The organism is Snodgrassella sp. W8135, from assembly GCF_016101225.1.
In the GTDB taxonomy this organism is placed as follows: Bacteria; Pseudomonadota; Gammaproteobacteria; order Burkholderiales; family Neisseriaceae; genus Snodgrassella; species Snodgrassella alvi.
The window spans coordinates 672,780-694,383 of record NZ_JACFQX010000001.1; the positions used below are offsets into that span (position 1 = coordinate 672,780).

At 39.4% G+C, this 21,604-nt stretch carries 33 protein-coding genes; 18 read left to right on the forward strand and 15 right to left on the reverse strand.

Annotation, left to right across the window (positions count from 1 at the left end):
• Nucleotides 1–41: 41 nt before the first annotated feature.
• Nucleotides 42–1,031 carry a tyrosine-type recombinase/integrase gene (locus H3T75_RS02890; protein ID WP_198210948.1) on the forward strand — a complete coding sequence of 330 codons (990 nt, stop codon included), beginning with the start codon at nt 42–44 and terminating at the stop codon, nt 1,029–1,031.
• On the opposite strand, the gene H3T75_RS02895 is transcribed toward H3T75_RS02890, so the two are convergent.
• The 15 genes from H3T75_RS02895 to H3T75_RS02965 form a co-directional block, all read right to left on the reverse strand.
• A complete protein-coding gene (locus tag H3T75_RS02895) occupies nt 1,020–1,289 on the reverse strand; it encodes a hypothetical protein (RefSeq protein WP_198210949.1) in 270 nt (89 codons plus the stop codon). The two genes, H3T75_RS02890 and H3T75_RS02895, sit on opposite strands and share 12 nt — an antisense overlap.
• Nucleotides 1,290–1,363: 74 nt before the next feature.
• Nucleotides 1,364–1,819 carry a hypothetical protein gene (locus H3T75_RS02900; RefSeq protein ID WP_198210950.1) on the reverse strand — a complete coding sequence of 152 codons (456 nt, stop codon included), beginning with the start codon at nt 1,817–1,819 and terminating at the stop codon, nt 1,364–1,366.
• Nucleotides 1,820–1,853: 34 nt separating this feature from the next.
• On the reverse strand, nt 1,854–2,423 hold the full coding sequence (locus H3T75_RS02905; RefSeq protein ID WP_198210951.1) for a hypothetical protein: 570 nt from the start codon (nt 2,421–2,423) through the stop codon (nt 1,854–1,856).
• 63 nt (nt 2,424–2,486) lie between these two features.
• Nucleotides 2,487–3,215 carry a site-specific DNA-methyltransferase gene (locus H3T75_RS02910; protein ID WP_198210952.1) on the reverse strand — a complete coding sequence of 243 codons (729 nt, stop codon included), beginning with the start codon at nt 3,213–3,215 and terminating at the stop codon, nt 2,487–2,489.
• A 53-nt stretch (nt 3,216–3,268) separates the two neighbouring features.
• Nucleotides 3,269–3,409: a hypothetical protein gene (locus tag H3T75_RS02915; protein WP_198210953.1), complete on the reverse strand. Its 141-nt coding sequence runs from the start codon at nt 3,407–3,409 to the stop codon at nt 3,269–3,271.
• Between the two features lie 39 nt (nt 3,410–3,448).
• The gene (locus H3T75_RS02920; RefSeq protein WP_198210954.1) at nt 3,449–4,108 is read right to left on the reverse strand and encodes a hypothetical protein; all 660 of its coding nucleotides are present in this window, start codon (nt 4,106–4,108) and stop codon (nt 3,449–3,451) included.
• A gap of 63 nt (nt 4,109–4,171) precedes the next feature.
• Entirely contained in the window at nt 4,172–4,639 is a 468-nt protein-coding gene (locus H3T75_RS02925; protein ID WP_198210955.1) for a single-stranded DNA-binding protein, read from the reverse strand.
• A 12-nt stretch (nt 4,640–4,651) separates the two neighbouring features.
• Nucleotides 4,652–5,299 (reverse strand): translocation protein TolB precursor, encoded by a 648-nt coding sequence (locus tag H3T75_RS02930; protein WP_198210956.1) that lies wholly within the window; start codon nt 5,297–5,299, stop codon nt 4,652–4,654.
• A 1-nt stretch (nt 5,300) separates the two neighbouring features.
• On the reverse strand, nt 5,301–6,185 hold the full coding sequence (locus H3T75_RS02935; protein ID WP_198210957.1) for a recombinase RecT: 885 nt from the start codon (nt 6,183–6,185) through the stop codon (nt 5,301–5,303).
• Nucleotides 6,186–6,251: 66 nt separating this feature from the next.
• Nucleotides 6,252–6,482 carry a hypothetical protein gene (locus H3T75_RS02940; RefSeq protein ID WP_084548104.1) on the reverse strand — a complete coding sequence of 77 codons (231 nt, stop codon included), beginning with the start codon at nt 6,480–6,482 and terminating at the stop codon, nt 6,252–6,254.
• A 37-nt stretch (nt 6,483–6,519) separates the two neighbouring features.
• Complete coding sequence (locus tag H3T75_RS02945; RefSeq protein WP_198210958.1) at nt 6,520–6,837, reverse strand: hypothetical protein; 318 nt, start codon at nt 6,835–6,837, stop codon at nt 6,520–6,522.
• 138 nt (nt 6,838–6,975) lie between these two features.
• Nucleotides 6,976–7,632 carry a hypothetical protein gene (locus H3T75_RS02950; protein WP_198210959.1) on the reverse strand — a complete coding sequence of 219 codons (657 nt, stop codon included), beginning with the start codon at nt 7,630–7,632 and terminating at the stop codon, nt 6,976–6,978.
• Nucleotides 7,633–7,772: 140 nt separating this feature from the next.
• Nucleotides 7,773–8,123, reverse strand: a complete 351-nt coding sequence (locus tag H3T75_RS02955; RefSeq protein ID WP_198210960.1) for a hypothetical protein — start codon at nt 8,121–8,123, stop codon at nt 7,773–7,775.
• Nucleotides 8,124–8,573: 450 nt separating this feature from the next.
• Nucleotides 8,574–9,311, reverse strand: a complete 738-nt coding sequence (locus H3T75_RS02960; RefSeq protein ID WP_198210961.1) for a helix-turn-helix transcriptional regulator — start codon at nt 9,309–9,311, stop codon at nt 8,574–8,576.
• A gap of 110 nt (nt 9,312–9,421) precedes the next feature.
• On the reverse strand, nt 9,422–10,192 hold the full coding sequence (locus tag H3T75_RS02965) for a helix-turn-helix transcriptional regulator (RefSeq protein ID WP_198210962.1): 771 nt from the start codon (nt 10,190–10,192) through the stop codon (nt 9,422–9,424).
• 125 nt (nt 10,193–10,317) lie between these two features.
• Here H3T75_RS02965 and H3T75_RS02970 point away from each other — a divergent pair, with 125 nt between their 5' ends.
• The 17 genes from H3T75_RS02970 to H3T75_RS03050 all read left to right on the forward strand — a co-directional run bounded on the left by H3T75_RS02970 (nt 10,318) and on the right by H3T75_RS03050 (nt 21,598).
• Complete coding sequence (locus tag H3T75_RS02970; protein ID WP_100125409.1) at nt 10,318–10,539, forward strand: YdaS family helix-turn-helix protein; 222 nt, start codon at nt 10,318–10,320, stop codon at nt 10,537–10,539.
• Nucleotides 10,540–10,551: 12 nt separating this feature from the next.
• Entirely contained in the window at nt 10,552–10,761 is a 210-nt protein-coding gene (locus H3T75_RS02975; RefSeq protein WP_198210963.1) for a helix-turn-helix domain-containing protein, read from the forward strand.
• Between the two features lie 57 nt (nt 10,762–10,818).
• Entirely contained in the window at nt 10,819–11,712 is an 894-nt protein-coding gene (locus H3T75_RS02980) for a hypothetical protein (RefSeq protein WP_198210964.1), read from the forward strand.
• Entirely contained in the window at nt 11,703–12,518 is an 816-nt protein-coding gene (locus H3T75_RS02985) for an ATP-binding protein (RefSeq protein WP_198210965.1), read from the forward strand. Before H3T75_RS02980 ends, H3T75_RS02985 begins: the two co-directional genes overlap by 10 nt.
• Entirely contained in the window at nt 12,511–12,771 is a 261-nt protein-coding gene (locus H3T75_RS02990; RefSeq protein ID WP_198210966.1) for a hypothetical protein, read from the forward strand. Before H3T75_RS02985 ends, H3T75_RS02990 begins: the two co-directional genes overlap by 8 nt.
• Nucleotides 12,764–13,114 carry a hypothetical protein gene (locus H3T75_RS02995; RefSeq protein ID WP_084551488.1) on the forward strand — a complete coding sequence of 117 codons (351 nt, stop codon included), beginning with the start codon at nt 12,764–12,766 and terminating at the stop codon, nt 13,112–13,114. Before H3T75_RS02990 ends, H3T75_RS02995 begins: the two co-directional genes overlap by 8 nt.
• Complete coding sequence (locus H3T75_RS03000) at nt 13,044–13,391, forward strand: DUF1064 domain-containing protein (protein ID WP_198210968.1); 348 nt, start codon at nt 13,044–13,046, stop codon at nt 13,389–13,391. The genes H3T75_RS02995 and H3T75_RS03000 overlap by 71 nt, the downstream gene beginning before the upstream one ends.
• A gap of 2 nt (nt 13,392–13,393) precedes the next feature.
• Nucleotides 13,394–13,993, forward strand: a complete 600-nt coding sequence (locus H3T75_RS03005) for a DUF1367 family protein (protein ID WP_198210970.1) — start codon at nt 13,394–13,396, stop codon at nt 13,991–13,993.
• Between the two features lie 2 nt (nt 13,994–13,995).
• Complete coding sequence (locus H3T75_RS03010) at nt 13,996–14,289, forward strand: DUF1364 domain-containing protein (protein ID WP_198210971.1); 294 nt, start codon at nt 13,996–13,998, stop codon at nt 14,287–14,289.
• 10 nt (nt 14,290–14,299) lie between these two features.
• On the forward strand, nt 14,300–14,824 hold the full coding sequence (locus H3T75_RS03015; RefSeq protein WP_198210973.1) for a hypothetical protein: 525 nt from the start codon (nt 14,300–14,302) through the stop codon (nt 14,822–14,824).
• Between the two features lie 172 nt (nt 14,825–14,996).
• Nucleotides 14,997–15,494 carry a hypothetical protein gene (locus H3T75_RS03020; RefSeq protein ID WP_198210975.1) on the forward strand — a complete coding sequence of 166 codons (498 nt, stop codon included), beginning with the start codon at nt 14,997–14,999 and terminating at the stop codon, nt 15,492–15,494.
• Between the two features lie 240 nt (nt 15,495–15,734).
• Nucleotides 15,735–16,196, forward strand: a complete 462-nt coding sequence (locus tag H3T75_RS03025) for a helix-turn-helix domain-containing protein (protein ID WP_198210976.1) — start codon at nt 15,735–15,737, stop codon at nt 16,194–16,196.
• On the forward strand, nt 16,171–17,457 hold the full coding sequence (locus H3T75_RS03030) for a terminase large subunit domain-containing protein (RefSeq protein WP_198210978.1): 1,287 nt from the start codon (nt 16,171–16,173) through the stop codon (nt 17,455–17,457). The genes H3T75_RS03025 and H3T75_RS03030 overlap by 26 nt, the downstream gene beginning before the upstream one ends.
• Before the next feature lie 4 nt (nt 17,458–17,461).
• On the forward strand, nt 17,462–18,868 hold the full coding sequence (locus H3T75_RS03035) for a DUF4055 domain-containing protein (RefSeq protein WP_198210979.1): 1,407 nt from the start codon (nt 17,462–17,464) through the stop codon (nt 18,866–18,868).
• Nucleotides 18,840–19,793 (forward strand): hypothetical protein, encoded by a 954-nt coding sequence (locus H3T75_RS03040; protein ID WP_198210982.1) that lies wholly within the window; start codon nt 18,840–18,842, stop codon nt 19,791–19,793. Before H3T75_RS03035 ends, H3T75_RS03040 begins: the two co-directional genes overlap by 29 nt.
• 44 nt (nt 19,794–19,837) lie before the next feature.
• Nucleotides 19,838–20,608, forward strand: coding sequence for a DUF6651 domain-containing protein (locus H3T75_RS03045; RefSeq protein ID WP_198210984.1), 771 nt, complete (start codon nt 19,838–19,840; stop codon nt 20,606–20,608).
• A gap of 15 nt (nt 20,609–20,623) precedes the next feature.
• Nucleotides 20,624–21,598, forward strand: coding sequence for a major capsid protein (locus tag H3T75_RS03050; RefSeq protein ID WP_078474844.1), 975 nt, complete (start codon nt 20,624–20,626; stop codon nt 21,596–21,598).
• Nucleotides 21,599–21,604 lie beyond the last annotated feature (6 nt).

Genomic DNA, 21,604 nt, shown 5'->3' on the forward strand with positions numbered 1-21,604 from the left:
TGGGTTATGGTACGCCCTCCTAATTCAGTTTCTTTAATCCTATGGCTTCTATCTTCAAACGTGGGCAAAATTTTACGGCACGTGTTCGCCTTAAAGGCAAAGAAATAACCAAAACGTTTGCTTCTAAAGCGGAGGCGCGAGAGTGGGCGGCGCAAGCTGAAGCAGATATTAATAACCGCCGCCTAGGACTTACTCCTAAAAATATTACAGTCGGCGACCTCATCAGACGCTATCTGCAAGAAGTAACACCATTAAAGCGCGGACATAAAAGCGAGACAATCAGACTTAATTTAGTTTTAAAAACAGATTTAGCTAATGTCCTTGCTTCGGAGCTTATGCCTGTTCATGTTGCCCAATGGCGTGATGATCGTCTGAAACAGATCCAATCTTCTAGTGTTACTCGCGAATTAACCACTATTTCTAGTGTATTTAAATATGCGATGAGAGAATGGAATCTGATCAATGATAATCCAGCAACTAAAATAACTCGTCCACCCTCAAACAAGCCACGCACACGGCGACCAACAGAGGAAGAAATAAACCGTATCTGTATGTGGTGCATGTATGACGAAGATACGCCGCCAAAATTAAAAAAGCAGCGTGTTGCATTGGCTTTCTTGTTTGCAATTGAAACAGCTATGCGCGCAGGTGAGTTATGCAATCTAGGCTGGGAAGATATAGATTTTAATCGACGAGTTGCACATTTGGAATTAACAAAGAATGGTTATTCTCGCGATGTTCCGCTATCCAAAAAAGCAATAAAGCTACTTTATCAACTTAAATCTGTTAATTTGCTATCTGTGTTTGACCTAGATGCTGATTCATTAAGTACGCTATTCCGGCGCGCCCGTGATTCTTGCGGAATTTCAGATTTACATTTTCATGATTCTCGGCGCGAGGCATTAACCAGAATGTCGAAAAAGGTTAATGTAATGGATTTAGCCAAAATTTCCGGGCATAGAGATATAAAGATTCTGCTTAATACATATTATGCCCCTGACGCCGCTAATCTGGCAGATTTACTTGATTAATTGTTTACGCTTAGCATAAGCCTTTACCTCTGTTGGAATCCATAGAGAGTGGGCGGTTTTATTAACTTTAACAGGTGGCGGAAAATCAGGTTTACAGGCAATGCGGCTTTTGAAGTTACCAACTGAACAGGAAAAAAATTGTGCACATCTCCCTGCGTCCCATAAGTTGCTATTATCATTCTGGGCATTAATGAGCATGTCTATCTTGTTTAAAAGTGTAGTATAAAAGTCACTTATATCATTTTGTGTAGTTTGCATTTTGTCACCTGCTAATAAAAAACCAGCTATTGCTGGGACGTGTTCATTAATAATGTTTAATTAAAAAAGCCGCTTTAAGCGACTAGGGTATTTTCTTGACTGCTTTTATGTACTTGCTTAAGCCATTCTCTTAAACGTTCACTAAGTTTTTTTGTTTCATTAAAGTAATCTATATCTTCTTGCACTATGATTATTGGAGTATGTATAGTACGTCCATTTATGAGCAAATTGCCGTTGTTGTGGTTTTTAGCTATTAAGTCTAAGACTTTTTGCAATACTTCCATTGCTTCTGGGGTTACGCACCCTGTATAGTAATCATCTTCATCAATGTAACCCTCTTCATATAAATACCTGTCTGCTTTATCAATAATATCAGTGGCTGAGAGAGGGAATTTTGTAAATCCATCGAATTCAACAGCCTCAAGAATATTCCCGGCTTCTGAATCAGATACATAATCGTATAATGTGTCATAAGTAAAAGTAGTATTTTTTGTTCTGAATAAGATAACAGTTTGCCTATTTCTTTCCATTGTTTTTACTCCATGCTATATATGTAAAAAGCCACTATTCAGTGGCGTTTAATGGTTGTGATTGATTGTTAAGCAACTGGTTTACCCAATCGGTTAAACGTTCACTGAGTTTATTGTGTCTTTGGAAATCATCTTCTTCCTGTTTGGTAATTGTTATACTTGCTTTAATTTTGTTATTTGGGTACCAAATATTGTTTTTAGTATATTTGTCAATAATTGAATCCAGGAGTTTTTGTAGCTCCGCTTCTTCTTTCTTACTGATACCATTTTCAACAAGTGACCATATCGGCGCAACAAAACCTTTATTTAAGTAACCATTGTAATGATTGCTAATTGCAAAATTGCCTTCAATAAGTGCTTTCTTATCCCGTAAACGCTTATCTATTTCTTTGAATATTCTATCAATTGGAAATTTATATTCAAAATCTGTAATTTTAGTTAATTCAACTGCTAGAATAACAATTTCACATGAACTCTTTTTCTCATGTCCTCTACAGAGATAACCTAAATCTATACCTCTTCGCAAGCACTGTTCAAAGGAATGATAAAATTTCTCAGATAGAGCTAATCTAAAAAATATCTTAGTTTGATTACTGTTTTCCATTGTTTACTCCAGGATAGATGTTAAAAAGCCAGCATATGCTGGCTTTTTTATTTCGTATTTGGTTTAAACTAATTCAAAATTGCATATGCTATTAAGCCATTTCTCTGCAGTTTTAAAAAAACGGGGATCTTGTTCAATTCCAACAAAATCCCTATCTAGCATCAAAGCAGCAGCACCTGTACTTCCTGATCCCATAGTAAAATCCAAGACAGTATCACCGGGATTGGAGAAGGTTTTGATTAAATACTGTAATAGCTCAATAGGCTTTTGTGTTGGATGTAGTGCATTGGTTTGTTTGTCACTTGAAAAAACTAAGACACTGCGCGGATATCTTTCTGTGGAATCATATTTGACGGCCTTTTCCGCTTTTCCGTAAAGATTGCTATTTGCCGAATTTCTACTACATACTTTTCTTATATGTCCGCTTGTTTTTTGCGGATTGTATGTAGGCTGTTTCCTATAAAATACAGAAATATTTTCATGCGCACGCATTGGTTGTCTGTTTGCATTAAGAAATCCTGTTGCAGATGGTTTTTCATAAATCAAGTCGTACCGATAGTAATCTAGGTTACTAACCCTTAAATGACTTGAAAAAGGTTCAATCCCAAAAATTACGATGGCTGCAGAATCTTTTGCTACTCTGTGTAACTCTTTCCACAAACGTTTAAATGGGATCACCTTATCCCATTCGCAATTAGTAATGCCGTAAGGTGGATCGGCAATGATTAAATCAATACTGGCATCTGGTAGGTGCTGTAACTCATTTAGGCAGTCGCCGTTAAATAATCTCATAGGATTTTCATCATCTAATTACTTAATTAAAAAGCCAGCAATTAGCTGGCTAGTTATTGTTTATCTGGTTCAGGTTTTTTCGTCGTGCCTGGTATTAGTAGGGGGTCATCAAAATGATGAGCCCCATCAATTTGCGTGCGCCCATTTTTGGACTTACGAGGGAAAATCTGATTTTCAAAGTTATTTGTACTCAAAATAATCTCCTTAAAATTAAAGCCCACTGTTTAGTGGGCTTAACTTGTAAATTCGGGTACTACCGGGTTAATTAATTGCCTCATTGCTGTAGTTGCCAGTTTAGCTCCTTCCGCAGTAGAAAATAAAAGCCCAGCTTTTAGCAAACGGTTACATATCTCTATATCTTTATAAATAATGAATGTCCAACCTTCTTCCGCCAGAACATCGGCCACAAATACGATAGTCCCATTTGGTGGTGTTTTAGTAAGAGGTTTAAAACGCTTTCTTGCTGCCTCTCTCCTTAGAATTTGTATTATGCTCTTAGTGGCTTTAGCTGCTCCATCTGCGGTTGTAAATAAAATATGATTTTTAAATGCTTGTTTAGTCGTATCCCAACTTGAATCATATTCAAAGAAGCTCGCAAAACCCTCATAGAAAAGGTCACTAACCCAGACGTATTCTCCATCTTGCGGTTCCTCTGTTATAAAATTAAATTTCTCTTTGTTTGAATAAAGAGAATTAATAATTAACATTTGAGTCTGTTGTACTTCTCTTATTTCAGAAAATACAACATTCAGAGATGCGTCTCGGAGATTTTCTGGGGAGTTAAGCCATATAATTTCATCGTAACCAAGTTTATTGGTTAAATCTAAACGATAATAGGCTTGACCAACAGGGTAAGATGACCGTAAACATATATATTCAAGTTCAGTATCCATTTTAATTCTCCAAAATAAAAGCCACTATTTAGTTTGTGGCTTGAAAGTAGAATCTTTATCAAGTTAGAACGGAATATCGTCATCGATATCATCTATTGGTGGGGTTGTTGGTGTTTGTTGAGGTGGCTGCCGGCGTGGTGCCGCTGGCGGTGGGTTCGATGTAGGCGGTGCAGCGTTATTATTGCCAGAATCAGAACCATCATTACGATTACCCAGCATTTTCATTTCATTGCCGATAATATCGTATGCCATGCGTTCGATACCATCTTTACCAGTATATTTACGGCTCTGAATTTTGCCTTCAATAAACACCTGGCTACCTTTACGTAAATACTGACCGGCTATTTCGCCCAATTTACCAAACAGAGTAATATTATGCCATTCAGTACGTGTCTGGCGCTCTCCATTACGGTCACGCCACTGCTCATCAGTAGCTAGCGAGAAATTCGTTATAGCGTCGCCATTGGGCATATATCGTGTTTCAGGGTCGCGCCCAAGGCGACCAATTAGAATTACTTTATTAACAGACATAATGAAATCCTTTTACGCGACCTGTTTTAGCAGCGAGTCATAATATTCCTGGCAAATTTCTACTTTTTCTTTAATCTTTTCGATTATTTTTTCATCTCTTGTTACCGTAACCGTTGTTAACCTCTTAGCAATAGGAATATCTTCAACCGCATCAATCAACATGGCCGGATTATCGTAAGTGCCCAGCAGATTTTCAGGGCAGGGGAATAGCCAAAAATCTATATCAGCTTTATCACAATCAAATAGCCACATATAACCCTGCATCTGATAGATATATCCTGCTTTTTCTGCCTTTTTGTGCGCTTCTTCAATAAAAAACGGGTGAGTGCCTATATCCCAAGAACATTTTGTATCAATAATTAAACGTTCTTTAGGGTCATAAATATCACATTCACCGGTAATCCAGTCATTTTCTAAGCGCGTCTCATTTTTTGTATATTTTTTACAGCGATGCAGCCCGCTTGCCTGAATTGCCGTATTTTCAAGTAGCTTTCCCTTTTCCGTTTCCTTACTGCCTTGGAATTTAGTAAAGTCGAATAAAGATTCTTTGGCTAAATTCATTAAACAGGATTTAGCCGTATCTGAAAGCGGACTGCTTTTAGTTCTGCTATCGCCAATGATCTGGCTAATCATTGAGCACCGTATTTTTAAATTTCCCATATTAAAGCTCCTCAATAATTGCCCGTTGTTCAGGTGTAAATTCATATTTACCGTTTAGGACTTCATCTTTTTCAATCTCTCCGGTCGTGATGTTATCAATGATTTTTTTCATTAATTCATCATCTACCGGCATTGACAGGTCAAGGACGCCAGTTTGATTGTCCAGATAGTCAAAGTTTTCTTCAGTTACATTTTCAATTACAGACTGATCAGTTAAAACAGCTTTTTGCATTTCAATAGACAAGGGTGCTTGTCTTGATAACAGTAATTTGGTTACTGTTTTTAAAGCCATTTGCTCGTAATTATCAGCCCACACTCCGGAATTTTTTCTGTATGACTGGCTGTAACGTTTGGCATGCTTGTCAATTTGTTCTCTTGACATATACAGCTCAGCAGTAAAGCCGTTGATTAGCTTGAAGTAAGCATAAAACCCGATTGGCTGTTCTTTTTCGTCCGGATCAATCGACCAGTTAAATTTGAATCCTTTGATAAGATCTTTTTCTATCAACTGATCCTTATAAACAGGAAGAGATACCAGTCGTTCAAATTGCCCGGAACGCTGCGCAAGCTGAATAAATCCCTTGTAACCCAATTGGAACTGGGCTTCAACGTGTCCTGTTTTAGAGTTCTTATAAGGTACCAAGTACGCAAAACCGAGATTATTATTAATTGGCAGGTTAAGCGTTGCGGCCATACATGCTGCATTGAAAATTGACATAGGCTCGGCATTAAGCAGCATTGGATTACTGTTAACAATCTGCATGATTGATGTTGCAAAGCTTGCAGAGTTTTTATCTACCAGCTCTTGTATTTTTTTCTGTGTGGCAGGCAGTTGCAGAAATGCCTTGATGTTAATTGCTTTTTGTACAGCAGGATTATTACTCATTATTAATTCTCCAATAAAAAACCAGCTATTTAGCTGGGCAGGAATGTCAACAACTATCACTTAAAATTATTTAAGCTCTGCATCACCTTTCATGCGTTCGCTATCACTCATACGCGCATATGCATCAGCTAACCGTTTTACTTCCAGATCTGCCTGGTATTCTTTCTGCTGCATTTGTCTTGCTGTATAACTGCGCTGCATCTCTAATTGCTCCTTATCAGACAAAGCAGGGGATACTGAAAGAGAAGCAGACATTAAAAAAACTGCAATAAATGCAGTTATAGAATTTTTAATCATGTACAACTCCCTCGTTGTTGCTGTTACATGGTTTAATTTATTGAGTAGGAATATCTTTAAATCGGAAGTATTTCATTTTTGGTTTGTCTGTTTTTTCATTGATAATGACTTGGCCTTTTTCGTTTTTCACTCTGTCTAATTTAGCAATGTATAAACACCTGACCTCTGGGTTCGATTTTGCTAATTCAATAAACTCTAAACACTGTTCTTCAGATGAAAACTTTGGAGATATCTTATACGCCCCAGTATCTTTCTTAAACGCCCGCATTGCTGTTTCATCTGATATTTTGTATTGGCAACATCTATACTTTCTGGTTCTTTCTTTTTGTAATGATTTTCCATATACAGCAAACATATATCACCTCTATAGCTAATAAAAAAGCCAGCTAATTGCTGGCTATGTCTACTAATCCACACAAGCACACTTGTTTAAATGTGCTTGGATTGATTAGCCTAAGTTCAAAATTAAAGCCCACTGTTCAGTGGGCTTTAATCATTTAGGAATCGTAGGGTTAATTTGTTTTAGCATATCTATACTGGCGCGTAACGCGTGTTTCTTTTTAGAAAAAATTAATCCAAGTTTTAAATAGCGAACATTAGTAGGGAAATTGGGGTCCCACTCCAACTCATTAACACTAGATTCAAGAATAAACTCCGGGTAATAAACAAGGGTCCCAGGCTCCGGAGCCTCCGTTAAAAATTTATATTTAAGTCTTTTCTGCTCTTTAGCCAAAGTTTTTGTTATTATTTTTGAGGCTTCTTTAACCATATCTGAATTATTATAAAGTAAACCTAGTTTTAATAATAATTGAAGTTCTCCATCTTTTGGAACAAAGGGCGTACTTATGGAATCCTCCGTATCGCCATCCATATCAATACCATACCAGACTATAGTTCCCGGCTGAGGTTCAGACGTAAGATACTTTAATTGTTCTTTGTGGGATGTAATGAAACGCTTTATGAATTTAGCAGCGCGTTTAACGGCTTTTTCGGTTGCATAAACTCTATGAGATTTTAGCCAACGGTATTCATTAATCTCGCCTTCCCATGTAAGTTCCATATAAAAGCAGGAACCTCCATTAGGAGTTAAAAGGTAGTATGTTTGACCAATTTTTGGAGCATTTTTTAAGGATTTAAATTTCTTAGTCATAATTAGTTTTCCTAAAAATTAAAGCGCACTATTTAATGAGCTTTTTGTATTCCTCTTCTTTTGATTACTCATCTTAAATTCCTTTTTATTGCAGTTTATAAACCTTAATTAAAAAGCCGGCGTTTTGGCAGGTTTTTGGTTTAATTAGCATGCGTTAAAATATAATCAGTTACTATTTTTTCTGCTTCTAATGAAAGATGGCTTAATAGCTGTCTTACTGTCATATCTTTATGGCAGCCCAATACAAGCGCCTTAACTATTTCATTTATAATCTTGTCCGCTTCATTAGAATATTTTGTACGATACAATTCACCATAAGCTTCCGCTGCAACATCTATCAGATTATCGTCTTCAAGCTCTTCCAGTATTTCTTGTTTCTTTTCTTCGGCTGTGTCACTTGCTCTTTGCAAGGCTTCCTCATACGCTATCAAATCATGGTATCCGACAGGTTCTGGGTTTGTGGTATTTTCATTCCTATAAACATGAAACATTTTTCTTACTCCTTTGATTTTTATAAGCTCAAAAACTAAAACGCACTCAATTTACTAATTGAATGCGCTACGATTTTTAAACTCATTAAAAAGATCAATAAACAATACATTTTGCTATCAACTTATGAAGCGTGGCGACCTTGCCTGTATTTCCTTTTGCTTCCTTTCCCCAGTTCTTTTTCATACTGAGGTCATCGGTGTCTGTGTTTGTTCGATGGTTTAATTATACCTAAGGTAAATAAAAGTGCAATAAAAAAATAGTCTAAAGGTTTAAATTTTTACATTGGTTTGTACCAGATTTGCTACTATTTAAGAAAATACTGTGGTGGATTTTTCACAAATTAATTAATATTCAGTTGATTTTTAAGAAAAATATTTTTAGGTTTATTTTTTAATACATATAAAAAAAGTGCAACCTTTTAGGGTGCACTTTTTTGAAAGAAAAATATTTTAGAAGCGGCGTAAAGACCAAACCCTTTTTACTTTAGCTAATACTTGCAAATTTGCTTTATCTTTAACTGCTATTTTTTGACTTGAGTATTTATCATTATCATTAATAATATGTATTTCGTCGAAAACCATTTGTAATCTTCTTATCCTGATATTTGATGAACCTGATAACAGATATACGCCATCATTTATAAATTCTTTTACTGAAGTATCTACAAATAAAACATCGCTTTCATTTAGTGTAGGGAACATGTTATCGCCAAAAACCGTAACAAGGGCAATGTCATCTAGTTTTAACCCTAGATGAGTTACCGCCCAGTTACGATTGATGTCTAGACATTTGATACTGTCCTGGTTGATGTCCGATATTTTATTGAGTAAGTGTTTTTCAACGTCTAGTAACCGAAATTGTACGAGTTCTTCTGCCTCATGCTTTTGCCGGATTTGATAAGGTGATTCTTTGCTTAGTCCTGAGAGAATGGGGAAGTTAATAAATTCCCCCTCTTTTACTGGCTGGTCAAACCATCCACGTTCTAGTCCCAATAGCTCTTCAATTTTTCTTAGAGCCTTTGTTGCCTGAGACCATGAGATTCTTTCTTCGTCATCAGTTTTAAAATTGTTGATCCAATCCTGTATTAATACTGCGTGTGAATTAATAACCTCTGCCAACTTAGTTTGCCCGTATCTTTGCACCAGCATTTCCAGTCGCTCTGCATATGTTTCCTGTATTGTTTTCATTGAATTGCTTTCAAAATCATGCCTGAAAGCGGAGTATAAAAACTAATACAGTGAAAATATGTATACAATAAGTTTATTTTCGAGGTGATACAAAAATTAATAACAATTAACTAAATAAATGCAGACCACCAAAAAATACGGCCAATTATGCTGATATCTTCCAAGTTAACTTCTTCATCAGGATAAGCGTTAGTGTTGTAACTTTGGAGTAAAACACTGTTACTGGATTTTTTTCTTAAAATTCTAATTTTCAAAAGTCCATTATGATTTATAGCATACAGCATATCATCGCGAAGAATTTTATCCTCACAATTTATACCAACAGTCGCGCCATTAGGAATTGCAGGCTCCATACTGTTACCATCTGCTAAAATACAAATAGCATACGACGGATTAATATTATTTTTACTAAGTGCAAGACGCGAAAACCGCAATTTTTGATTGTTGTAATTCTGAATATCTTCTGCAAAGCCATTATTAGCTTTAAGTCGAATGTCAGTATAAAAGGGTAATTCAACTTCATTTTTATTTAACGGGATAGTTGCATCAGCTGATTCAATTAATCCGATAGACGACTGAATATTATTTATATTGTTTGAATCACCTGCATTTTTAATTTGTGTTTCTTGGTCATTGATTTTTGTTATAGGAATATCAAACCAGCCGATACCAAGTTCAAGTGTTCTCTCAATATTTAACGCCAATGCATCTCCAATTGGCTTGCGTTCTTTTACTAGAGCATTTACTTGAGCATTTGATCTATTTATTGCTTTTGCAAATTTAGTCTGGCTCCCCCCGAAATCCCTTTCAATTAAATATAAAAGTCGTTTAGTTCTATTATCCATTGGTAATCCATTTAATCCAAAGGGTAAATTATACATTGTTTACCATTGATAAACATCTATAAGTTATCTTTCTTTTATTTAAACCTTTAGTTTACTTTCTTTAAAAAATTCATTATTATTTTAATCTAAAGTATATTTGTATTAGACTATGAGGTATATAAATGGAACTTAAAACCTATCTTTCCAAAGAACGTGGTCGAAGTAGCAAGATGGCGAGAGCTTTAAATAAAAGCCCTGGATTTATAACGATGATAGCAAACGGAAGAAAGGCAGTTCCTCCTAAACAGGCTGTAATCATTGAGAAATACACCAGTGGACTAGTGACAAGAAAAGATTTGCGCCCGTTAGATTACGCCAAGTTCTGGCCTGAATTAGCTGATTAAAAAGGATTAATAATGGATTCCCAATCAGAACAAATCCTGAAATACCTACAGGCGGGTCACGCTTTAACGCCCTTAGAAGCCTTGCGCAAATTCAATTGCCTGAGACTGGGTGCGCGTATCTACGATTTACGACAGAAAGGCTATGTCATCAATTCATTAATCATAAAAGATGACATATCAGGGAAACGATACGCCCGTTATTCGCTGGTTAGCTTAAATTAAGGTGAAATATGAGTATTAAATTAATGTCCCAAGATGCAGAAGCAGCAGAGGTGAGTTATGGCTGTAATTAGAACAAAGCGTGAGGATAAATTTACGGTGGTTGGTAATATAATTTTTCAGCCCGGTAAATTATCTTTTGATGCCAGAGGTTTGTTGTGTACTTTACTTTCAAAACCGGATGACTGGTCAGTAATTGTTAAAGCTCTGGAAAATGAAACTAAAGGCTGCCGGAAACATTCAAAAGCAGATGCTTTGTACGCAATGCTGAAAGAGTTAAAAGAGGCCGGCTATGTAGTCATGAAACGCAGATCGACTGGTGAGGTTGATTATTTTGTTTACGATACTCCGCAGATTGCAAACAGCGAGACAGCCAATAATGGTTTAGTCGAAAACCCAAATCGGGAAAATCCCGAAGAGGCAAAAACCCAAATCGGGGAAATCCCCAATAGGGAAAATCCCCGACAGGGAAAATCCCCGACGGGGAAAATTCCAAACGGGGAAAATCCCTGTGTATTAATAAATACTAATACTTCTAACAAAGAAAAGAATAATAATAATAAAAATATAAACAAACCCGAAAAACCCGAAACAGCCAAAAAGGCCAAAAAGGCCATAAATCAGCAAAATTGGAATGAAGGCATGAAGCTACTCTTGGCTGAAGGCATAGATGAACAGGTTGCCAAAGATTATCTTGTTGTACGCGAAACAAAAAAGGCAGCTCTCACTAAAACGGCTATGGATGGGAACAAAAGGGAAGCAAATAAAGCAGGAATAACGCTTGAGGCTGCTATTCGAGTATGCATAGAAAACAACTGGCGAGCATTTATTGCTGAATGGTATGCAAATCGTAATAAAAATAAATCAAGCGATCCAAGCGTTAAAAACAACCCTAAGCCTAGCGTTAAAGAAATTCCGGAGCATACAGAGGGAGGAGTACAGGCATGGCTGTAGGTTTAACACATGTAGGCGGAATTGTAACTAATTTCCCGCAGTTTGTTGAGACTGGGAAAAATACAGCCCTATGCAGCATTCATGGCGAATATATACAAACAACATACAAGAACGGCAGGATAACTAAGTGCCCTGATTGCGAACGTGATAGCGAAGAGCGGCGAATTAAAGCTGAAAATAAGAAGCTGAAGGAAGCAGAGGAAAAACGTAAAAGCAGGCGGATTGATGAGCTTCTAGGCAATTCCGGTATTCCAAAACGTTTTCAAGACAAAACGTTCGATAATTATCAATTGAGCGAAGGTAACGCTAAGCAAGAAGAGGTATTCAACCGTGTTGTTGCCTTTTCTGAGGAATTTAAACCATCTCAGGAGCATTCTGGACGCTGCATCGTAATGATTGGAGATACAGGCACCGGAAAATCTCATCTTGCCTGTGCGGTGGCTTCACATGTCATTAAAAAATATTGCGGTACAGCAAGATTCACCAGTGTTTCAGAAATTAATAGACTGGTCAGAGAATCGAAAGGCTATAACGCCAAATATTCAGAAACGGAAGTTATCGAAGCCTTTGGAAATTACGACCTGCTGATAGTTGACGAGGTAGGTATTCAATCCGGCTCAGACGCAGAAAGCCGTGCGTTGTTTGATGTTTTTAATGCCCGTTATCAGAACATGAAATCAACCATTGTTATCAGTAACCTTAATCAGGCACAGGTCAGAGAAGCACTTGGTCAGCGAATCTTTGACCGGTTAAAAGAGGGCGGCGGAGAAGTGCTTGTTTTTCACTGGGGATCACATCGTGTCTGAAAATACCTGTATAGCTTGCCGTAACTGGATACTGAGAGAAAAAAATAATAAAGGCGAATATATCCCCCACGAAATGTCGGAACTCGGATTTGGCATTTGTGCTCATGATGAAAAATGGCGTTATTTTCCCGGTCACAGAGAGTGTGCAAACAACAAATTTGAGCCTATAGCCGAAGATCTGAGAATAAAGCGCGAAGAGTGGGAAGCCCGAAATAATAAGCCGAGTAAGTATGTCAGGAGGCAGCATGGATAAGCAGCCAGATGATTATGTTGAATCCCCTTATGAACAATATCACGCATGCAGAGCCTTATGGGGAATGGTCATTATTCAGGCATTGCAGGACGCTACTGAAGCTATAGGCGATTCCAGAGATCTGGATAGGGCGGTCAGGCTGGAAATGGGCTATTTCAGGAGTAGAGGTTTTCAAGAAGTCTGTGCCCTCGCAGAAATCGATATAAGCCCGGATGACATTGAAGCAAAGCTGCGTGGCTTAAGAAACTGGAAAAACAAATACTGGAGAAAAGATGTCAAAAAATTTTTACGCACTGGGAAAATTAAAAACCGGACAAAAAAACAAAACAGAGCAGGCATATGAGCTTGAAGTATTAAAGCCGGCCATGCAGGACGGATCAATAAGCTGGTACCGGTTTGAAGGCGTAAAACTCAGGCTGGCAGATAACACCTTTTACACACCGGATTATTGCGTCATGCGCAGTGACGGCACTATGGAAATGCATGAAGTAAAGGGCTTCTGGCAGGATGATGCAAGGGTAAAAATCAAAGTAGCCGCTGATATGTACCCGCTTAAATTTATTGCGGTAAAACGCCGGTCCAAGAAGAACGGCGGAGGCTGGAGCATTGAGGAATTTTAATCATGGAATTAGTAGCAGTTAAGGCAGTTGATAACAGCTTGCGACCAGTTACAGCAATTGATGCCGATAGCCTCAAAGGATTTAAAGTGGGCCAACCGGTAAAGATACAAGTAACAAGACAAAAAGACCGCAGTCTGCCTCATCACCGTTTATTCTTTGGCGGCTTACTGCCTTTTGCTTTTGATTACTGGCAACCGGCAGGCGGAGTTATCAGCCCTAAAGAACGGGATGTGGTGCTGTGGGTAGCTAAGAGGCTGGATAAGTTCGCCGGTAATAAAGGCATTATTGTTAAAGCCGCAGAGGAAGCACTTAACTTACTGGCTAAAAAGCGCGCCGAAAAACTACCGGTTATAGACAAAGACATTGATTCATTTCGTCGCTGGCTAACTATCGAAGCCGGATATTTTAATTATCGCTTAACACCAGCAGGCGTAGTGAAAGAACCTAAATCAATCAGTTTTGCCAGTATGGATCAGGACCAGTTTAACGCCTTTTATAAAGCCTGTTTCACTGTTTGCTGGAACATGATTTTATGCAACCGCTTCTCTAGTGAAGATGAGGCGCAGCAGGCTATTGATCAGCTTTTATCTTTAGGGAATTAATCATGAGCAAAATCACCCGATCAGCACGAGGGCAGCAATGTCAGGTACGCATGCCCGGTATTTGTAACGGTAACTCTGAAACAGTGGTTTTTGCTCATTATAGGCTGGCAGGTAGTTGCGGTACCGGAATTAAACCCAGTGATCTATTAGGCGCATACGCATGCAGTGCCTGCCATAATGAGGCGGATAGAAGAACAACGATACTGGATAAAGAAACCGCACACCTGTACCACGCAGAGGGCGTACTGAGGACGCAACTGCTACTAAACAGCCAGCATTTGATACAAATAGCTTAGGAGCTGAATAATGTATGAATCAATAGATCACATGCTGTGTGAAGTGTTTTTCATAAAAAATACGCTAATCATGGGTAAAAGTAATTCAGCGCGCATTGAGGAATGGATTAAATCCAGAGGCGTAGTCGACAGAAGTAAATCAGGGCTAAGCCAGCATGATATGCATGCAAACAGCTCTATGCTGTTAACCCGTGTAGAACGTATTTTAAATGATATTGAATGGACGCTGATTAATGCAGAATATGGCTATAACCTGTCCGGTATTATTGATTTAACAAACTACGTATTAGCCAGAGATTCATATATTCAGCCGTTAGAGTGCGATACCTTGCTGGAATACCTTTTTACCAAGAATAAAACCTATATACAGCTACAGGATAAATTCGACTGGGGGGCGCAGAGACTGAATAGGAAGTTATCCCATGTTAAAACCATCATTAACAAGCTGCATTGTGACTGTATAGATAAGCTAGAGGTTGGAATGGAGGATGTTTTAGTTAAATTAGGTAAAAATTTGGAATATTCAAGCTTTTAGCATTGAAAAAGCGGGAGTGAAAATTTATAATTATGCTATGTTTCGGATAAGACGTTAGATAAAGATATATAAACCTTATTCGCGAGATTCGATATACATATTAACTAGCCTTCTAAAGTTGGGCTTTTAATTATCAGCATAATGTCGAGTTCGAGAGAAAGAGGTAATTAAAATGACTTTAACAGCAAGTGAATACGATAGAATGCTCGAACAGGGTACCCAATATAAATGCAAGAAGATGGGATTGTTTATATCTTCTTTTCTAAGCCGGCACAAAGAGAAACGAAGTCGTACACTTAATTATCATGATGTTAAATTAATTGATTCCGGACGTCCTGATTTACCTTTTGTAACTCATGATTGGTACGACTTAGATACTAAGCCAGAAATTTCTTCCCATTATAAATGGGAAGAAGCTTATACCATAACACTTAAGTATTCTTTTGAAAAATATGGTACTTTCGGTGCGCCTATAGACGAGAAAGTCAATGCAATAAACAAATTGCTTAGACGCATACCAGGTGGGAAACTATCTTTTAGTGTGTCGGACTATAGTTTAACCCGAATATTTGAGAAAAAGAAAAAGAAAGATGAAGATTTAGATGAAGATGAAGATGAAGATTTAGAATTGATAGAAGTTGAGCTCCTCATAACAGCAGAGAGTGACTAATTTTTAATATAACCAGCCAAAAAGGCTGGTTTTTGTTGGGTTTAGTAGCAAATTACTTATATTACATATGATATTTATTTATAGCGGATTGGTTGATAGCTAATCCGCTTTTTGTTGGTGTATGCATATTAACCGGCAAAAAGAGACAAGTCTACGCGCTCGCGTGGGCTTTTTTATTGGATATCGATACACAAAATCATGGCGATATAAAGGATAACAAAGGAATAAGGAATTAATAACATGGCAAGACCAACAGACTACAGGCAAGAGTATGCCGAACAGGCGCGCAAACTGTGTCTGTTGGGTTTTACTGATAAGCAGCTAGCCGATTTTTTTGATGTAAACGAAAGCACGATTAATAGATGGAAGCAGAAATATCCTGAATTTTGCAAGTCCATAAAAAGCGGCAAGGTTGTCGCGGATGCTCAGGTGGCAGAATCGCTGTTTAAAAGAGCTATGGGCATGGAAGTAACGGAAGTAGAGGTGCGCGATGATGGCAAGAAAAAGGTTAAGCGCGTAACTAAAAAACACATCCCTCCTGATCCTACCGCCCAGATATTCTGGTTAAAGAACAGACAGCCTGAACTATGGCGAGATAAGCCTACGGTCGAAAATTCAGTGCAGGAGGCGGTACCGGTACAAATTGTCGTGCAAACAGTGGATGCAGGGGCAAACAATGACAACGATCACACCGACACTTAATATTCCTCAATTCAGATTCTATAACCTAAATAAGAAATTCAGGGCGTTTGTTTCTGGCTTTGGTGGAGGGAAAACATGGGTTGGCGGATCTGCAATGTGCGCGCGTTTCTGGCAGTTCCCTAAAGTAAACCAAGGTTATTTTGCTCCGACATACCCGCAGATCAGAGATATTTTTTTTCCTACTATAGAAGAGGTGGCGTCTCAATGGGGGCTTAGGGCTGATATTAAGTATGCTAATAAAGAGGTCGATTTTTATGAAGCTGGGACCAGCATCTATCGCGGCACAACAATATGCCGCTCAATGGATAAGCCAGACACAATTGTCGGCTTTAAAATCGGACATGCTTTAGTTGATGAGCTGGATACGCTTAAAAAAGAAAAAGCCCTCCAGATCTGGAATAAAACAATTGCCCGTCTGCGTTATAAGATACCCGGCTTAACAAATGGCATAGATGTAACCACTACACCAGAGGGTTTTCGCTTTGTTTATGAGCGGTTTGTTAAAGATATCAGAGAAAAGCCGGAGCTAGCACAGTTCTACGGGTTAATACAGGCAAGCACTTTCGATAACGCCGCCAATCTGCCTGATGATTATATTTCCTCGCTATATGCCAGCTATCCGCCTGAACTAATTAAAGCGTATTTAAACGGGCAATTCGTCAATTTAACATCTGGTGCGGTTTATAACTGCTTTGACAGAGAGGCAAACAGTACTACTGCGACGATAAAAGAGGGCGAACGATTGCATATAGGCATGGACTTTAATGTACTGAAAATGGCCGCAGTTGTTTACGTTTTGCGCAACGGGATTCCGTATGCAGTTGATGAACTGGTTGATGTGCGTGACACGCCGGAAATGTGCAATTTAATTAAAGCGAAGTATCCGAACCATCAGATTGATATTTATCCAGACGCCAGCGGGCAGAACACCAGTAGCAAAGATTATTCAAAATCTGATTTGTCGATAATCAAAAAAGCTGGGTTATCCGTCAGGGTCGGGAAATCTAACCCAGCCGTTAAGGACCGGATTAATGCGACCAATGCCATGCTGCTGAATGCAAATAAAGAAAGGCGCATGTTTGTTAATCCGCAAAAATGCCCGCGTTTTACAGAGGCGTTAGAGCAGCAGGCTTATGACAAAAACGGTGCGCCTGATAAATCCAGCGGTATTGACCATGTGATAGATGCCGGCACGTACCCAATTGCGCGTTTGTACCCTATACAGAAACCGGCACATGGCCGGCATGATCTCAGGATATAGTTATATGAGTAATAACCCAGATTTTAAATCCGAAATAGTCCGGCATATGCATGGCGTTAATGAAAAGATTAACGCTTTATTAGGCGGCACTCAGGCTATGCGTCGTGCCGGGGCAAGGTTTTTGCCAAAAGAAGAAGCCGAAAGTGACGAAAAATATAAGCGGCGTTTAAAAATGTCTGTGTTATATCCGGCTTACGAGCAAACAGTGGCGCAGATGGTGGGCAGAACATTTGCCAAGCCGTTGATTGTCGAAAAGGTTGCCGATAGCTTAAAAGAGTATTTAGTAAACTTTGATTTAAAAAATAACAATATTGATGTGTTTTGCTCTAAATGGTTTTATGACGCGATGGCGCATGGTGTCAGTTATGTAGTTGTCGACTATCCGCCTGCTGATGATAACTACACTGTTGCAGATGTTAAGCGGCTAGGTTTGCGGCCATATGTCACGCATGTACCCTTTAATAGTGTATTAGGCTGGCGTAGTGAAATCAGACAGAACACAGAGGTATGTACACAGTTCCGTTACCGGTCGGCTGTATTAGAGCCTGATGGTGCTTTCGGCGAGAAGATAACGGAACAAATTACTGTTATGACACCGGGTAAGGTCACTGTTTACCGGAACGGGGAAAACGGCTGGGCACTGCATTCTGAGAAAGAGCTGAGAATAGGCGGTAAACCGCTGGATTATGTACCGGTGGTTGCTTTTACACCAGAACGCATAGGTTTTTTTGCAGGTAAGCCGGTTTTAGAAAATCTGGCAGAGTTAAATATACGCCATTGGCAGGCACGCAGTGATCAGGATTATCTGCTGCACTTTATCAGCGTACCGCTCATGTATTATTCAGGTGACCGTGAGGTATCCGAACTCACCTCAGGTGTTGGCACCATGCTGCAATTGGGAACAGATGAGCAGATAGGCTATATTGAGCATAGCGGGCGTGCTGCTGAAGCAGGCTGGACAGGGTTAGACCGAATTGAATCTGATATGAAAGTTGCCGGTGCCAAGCTGTTAACCCGTACCAAGCTGGCTATGACCGATTCACAGGCAAAAGAGGAGCAAAGCAAGGAAATCAGCCTGCTGCGACATTACGCGAATTTATTTGAAAGCGCGATAGACAGTGCGTTGAATATGATGTCTAAGTGGCTAAGCAGTAATGAACAGAGCCACGTTGAAATTAGCGGCAATTTAGAGACTGATGATACTGTTGAGGGTATGAATGTGGTTATCACATTAAATACCAATGATATCGTTAGCAGACAGACCGTTTTTGAAGAGGCTAAGCGGCGCGGGGTTATTTCCAATCAGGCAGACTGGGAAGAAGAAAAGAAGCGCTTAGAAGCTGAACAGGACGCTATAAACGCGCCTCAAATGGATTTTAGCGATGACACCCAACCAGCAGATAGCAAATGAGCTGATAACACGCCAGCTTGATGTGATCCGTGTTGAAACAGGGCTTGAAAATGACTTACAGAGGCAGATTGGGCAGTTAGAGAGAAATATTGAAGTCCTGATCGCTGGTGTTGATTTAACTGCGCTAAATAAAACGCAGTTAAAGCAGTTGCTGAAACAAATCGAACTGGCTATTGATGATTTTTACAGTAGTTGTGAAGAACAAATACAGCAGACGATAAACGACATAGGCGACAATGAAGCCAGCTATCTGCCACGTTTATTTATATCAGTTACGGATGACAATAGCGGAATTAAACATCTCTCAGATGCGCAGATAACCAGCCTAACGGCTGGTATTTTATTGGGCGGGCTAACCCTGAAAGAAACATTTACAGCACAGAAAGCGCAATTATTTAGCACAATTAAACGCCAGATCAGAACTGGTGCAGTTGATGGACTGATACCTGATCTGGCTGGCGTTTTCAAAAAGGCTAATAACTGGATTAAGGCTACAGTACCCACAGCGGCCGGGGCAATCAGAAATCAGATTATTTATGCCTTTGGTCGTATTAATAGCAAGGTGAAAGGATGGCAGCATTATTCAATAATTGACGAAAGGACATCAGCAATTTGTTTTAGTCGTAACCATTTAATATGGGACAAAGATAAACAACCTATCGGGCATGATCAGATTTTTCAGCTTCCGCCTTTGCATTGCAGGTGTCGCAGCAGTGTGCTGCCGTTAACCGATTTACAGGCAGAATTCGACGGAATGACAGGTGAAAAATGGATTAATTCCCGTTCCTTAACTCAATTACAGGAGCAATTTGGGAAAGGGATCGGCAAAATGCTGAAAACAGGTGAGGTGAATGTCACCGATATCGTTAAAAACGGCGGCTTACAGCCTATGACCCTTAACGAATTAAGAGAAAAGTATCAGTAGTAGTTTTTTATTTAACACCCGGACCGCTCAGGCGGTCTTTTTTTATGCGAACAGGAGAAAAAATGCCTTTGCAGTTAAAACTTGATGATGCCGGTCATGCTGTCGTGCAAGACGGGAAACCGGTTTATGTGAACGAAGACGGAAAGGAAATTCCATATGATGTAAATCAGGCTAACAACAAAATCTCAGAGCTTTGCAAAGAGGCCAAAACCCACAGAGAAGCTAAAGAGGCGGCCGAACAAAAGCTCAGGCAGTTTGATGGCATTGAAGACCCGGAAGCCGCGCGGAAAGCTATCGAAACGTGTAATAACCTTGATAGCAAAAAACTGATTGATGCTGGTGAGGTGGAGCGCGTTAAGGCAGAAATCAATAAGGCGGCAAATGCCAAGATTGAGGAAGCAAATAAGGCAATGGAAACAATAAAGCAGCAGCTTTATGATGAAAAGATAGGCGGCAGCTTTGCCCGTTCAACTTTCATTAAAGACAGGCTCGCTATACCTGCTGATATTGCTCAGGCTGCTTTCGGCAAAAATTTCAACGTGACAGACGATGGCAGGATTATCGCTAAAGACAATAACGGTAATGAAATTTACAGCCAGATCAATCCTGGCGAACCTGCTGCCTTTGATGAGGCTCTCGAAATTCTGGTGGGCAATTACAAAAACAAAGACAGTATTTTGCGAGGCAATCAGGCAACCGGAGGCGGGACAACCTCAGGTAATGCAGCAGCAAAAGGCTTACCAGCCACTTATGCAGAATGCAAAACACCAGAGGAGCGACGCTTATTTATCCAGACTAAAGCAGCAAATAACTAATGATAAGGAGTTTTTATGCCATTTGATCTTGAAGTTTTTAATAGTGAAACCTACACCGCGATGACAGAAACGGTGGCTCAGGATATCAACCAATTCAATGAAGCCTCGCAAGGGACGATAACGTTAATTAATCGACCGTCCAGTGGTGATGAGGATATTAAATCCAGCTTCAAAGGTGTTGCTGATCTTATTCGACGGCGCAATGTCTATGGAGACGGAGCAGTAAACTCTGTCCGTTTAACCCAGACAACAGAAAACAGCATTAAAGTAGCGGCAGGCACACCGCCTGTTGAATATACACCAAGTCAATATACATGGATTCAGCAGAACCCGACTGATGCAGCTATAGTACTAGGCGAACAATTAGGCAAGGCACGTCTGGCTGATATGCTGAATACTGGCATTATGTGTGCTGTGGCGGCTATTCAGAATAATCCAAAAGCAATACGAGAAGATGAAGTCAATGCTGCTGCACTACCCAATACAGCCGCATTATTTGGCGATCGTGAAAGCGCGATTAAAGTATGGGTTATGCATTCGGCTTGTGCCTCAGATTTACTCAATCATGCTTTAAATAATTCTGAAAGATTATTCTCATATGGAACAGTAAATATCACCAAAGATGTAGCAGGACGTATATTTATTGTGACCGATAGCCCATCGCTGGTAACGGCCACAAATCCGGATGATCGCGAATCCATAACAGGTTATAACACCTTAGGCTTAACCGAAAGCGGTATTGTAGTAAGTGATAACGCAGACTATAAATCAGCAATACAAGATCTTCTTGGCAGGGAAAATCTAGGCGTTATGCATCAATCCGAATGGTCGTATAACGTAGCTGTTAAAGGTTATAAATGGGATATTACTAAAGGCGGTGCCTCCCCGACGAATCTTGCGCTTGCAACTGGCACCAACTGGATACAAGTACCCGCTAGTGTTAAAAATACTGCCGGTGTGCTGGCTAAACTAAGCCGCACATATATTTAAGGGGCA

Excerpts from the sequence above, each read along its gene's own strand:
- H3T75_RS02970 (WP_100125409.1), top strand. The coding sequence starts at position 10,318 with ATGGAACTTAAAACCTATCTTTCCAAAGAACGTGGTCGAAGTAGCAAG.
- H3T75_RS03040 (WP_198210982.1), top strand. The coding sequence starts at position 18,840 with ATGACACCCAACCAGCAGATAGCAAATGAGCTGATAACACGCCAGCTT.
- H3T75_RS02910 (WP_198210952.1), bottom strand. The coding sequence starts at position 3,215 with ATGAGATTATTTAACGGCGACTGCCTAAATGAGTTACAGCACCTACCA.
- H3T75_RS02960 (WP_198210961.1), bottom strand. The coding sequence starts at position 9,311 with ATGAAAACAATACAGGAAACATATGCAGAGCGACTGGAAATGCTGGTG.
- H3T75_RS02945 (WP_198210958.1), bottom strand. The coding sequence starts at position 6,837 with ATGTTTGCTGTATATGGAAAATCATTACAAAAAGAAAGAACCAGAAAG.
- H3T75_RS02890 (WP_198210948.1), top strand. The coding sequence starts at position 42 with ATGGCTTCTATCTTCAAACGTGGGCAAAATTTTACGGCACGTGTTCGC.
- H3T75_RS02920 (WP_198210954.1), bottom strand. The coding sequence starts at position 4,108 with ATGGATACTGAACTTGAATATATATGTTTACGGTCATCTTACCCTGTT.
- H3T75_RS03050 (WP_078474844.1), top strand. The coding sequence starts at position 20,624 with ATGCCATTTGATCTTGAAGTTTTTAATAGTGAAACCTACACCGCGATG.
- H3T75_RS02995 (WP_084551488.1), top strand. The coding sequence starts at position 12,764 with ATGGATAAGCAGCCAGATGATTATGTTGAATCCCCTTATGAACAATAT.
- H3T75_RS02985 (WP_198210965.1), top strand. The coding sequence starts at position 11,703 with ATGGCTGTAGGTTTAACACATGTAGGCGGAATTGTAACTAATTTCCCG.
- H3T75_RS03005 (WP_198210970.1), top strand. The coding sequence starts at position 13,394 with ATGGAATTAGTAGCAGTTAAGGCAGTTGATAACAGCTTGCGACCAGTT.
- H3T75_RS02965 (WP_198210962.1), bottom strand. The coding sequence starts at position 10,192 with ATGTATAATTTACCCTTTGGATTAAATGGATTACCAATGGATAATAGA.
- H3T75_RS02980 (WP_198210964.1), top strand. The coding sequence starts at position 10,819 with ATGGCTGTAATTAGAACAAAGCGTGAGGATAAATTTACGGTGGTTGGT.
- H3T75_RS02900 (WP_198210950.1), bottom strand. The coding sequence starts at position 1,819 with ATGGAAAGAAATAGGCAAACTGTTATCTTATTCAGAACAAAAAATACT.
- H3T75_RS03020 (WP_198210975.1), top strand. The coding sequence starts at position 14,997 with ATGACTTTAACAGCAAGTGAATACGATAGAATGCTCGAACAGGGTACC.
- H3T75_RS03015 (WP_198210973.1), top strand. The coding sequence starts at position 14,300 with ATGTATGAATCAATAGATCACATGCTGTGTGAAGTGTTTTTCATAAAA.
- H3T75_RS02930 (WP_198210956.1), bottom strand. The coding sequence starts at position 5,299 with ATGGGAAATTTAAAAATACGGTGCTCAATGATTAGCCAGATCATTGGC.
- H3T75_RS02950 (WP_198210959.1), bottom strand. The coding sequence starts at position 7,632 with ATGACTAAGAAATTTAAATCCTTAAAAAATGCTCCAAAAATTGGTCAA.
- H3T75_RS03035 (WP_198210979.1), top strand. The coding sequence starts at position 17,462 with ATGAGTAATAACCCAGATTTTAAATCCGAAATAGTCCGGCATATGCAT.
- H3T75_RS03030 (WP_198210978.1), top strand. The coding sequence starts at position 16,171 with ATGACAACGATCACACCGACACTTAATATTCCTCAATTCAGATTCTAT.
- H3T75_RS03045 (WP_198210984.1), top strand. The coding sequence starts at position 19,838 with ATGCGAACAGGAGAAAAAATGCCTTTGCAGTTAAAACTTGATGATGCC.
- H3T75_RS02975 (WP_198210963.1), top strand. The coding sequence starts at position 10,552 with ATGGATTCCCAATCAGAACAAATCCTGAAATACCTACAGGCGGGTCAC.
- H3T75_RS02895 (WP_198210949.1), bottom strand. The coding sequence starts at position 1,289 with ATGCAAACTACACAAAATGATATAAGTGACTTTTATACTACACTTTTA.
- H3T75_RS02925 (WP_198210955.1), bottom strand. The coding sequence starts at position 4,639 with ATGTCTGTTAATAAAGTAATTCTAATTGGTCGCCTTGGGCGCGACCCT.
- H3T75_RS02940 (WP_084548104.1), bottom strand. The coding sequence starts at position 6,482 with ATGATTAAAAATTCTATAACTGCATTTATTGCAGTTTTTTTAATGTCT.
- H3T75_RS02935 (WP_198210957.1), bottom strand. The coding sequence starts at position 6,185 with ATGAGTAATAATCCTGCTGTACAAAAAGCAATTAACATCAAGGCATTT.
- H3T75_RS02905 (WP_198210951.1), bottom strand. The coding sequence starts at position 2,423 with ATGGAAAACAGTAATCAAACTAAGATATTTTTTAGATTAGCTCTATCT.
- H3T75_RS03010 (WP_198210971.1), top strand. The coding sequence starts at position 13,996 with ATGAGCAAAATCACCCGATCAGCACGAGGGCAGCAATGTCAGGTACGC.
- H3T75_RS03000 (WP_198210968.1), top strand. The coding sequence starts at position 13,044 with ATGTCAAAAAATTTTTACGCACTGGGAAAATTAAAAACCGGACAAAAA.
- H3T75_RS02955 (WP_198210960.1), bottom strand. The coding sequence starts at position 8,123 with ATGTTTCATGTTTATAGGAATGAAAATACCACAAACCCAGAACCTGTC.
- H3T75_RS03025 (WP_198210976.1), top strand. The coding sequence starts at position 15,735 with ATGGCAAGACCAACAGACTACAGGCAAGAGTATGCCGAACAGGCGCGC.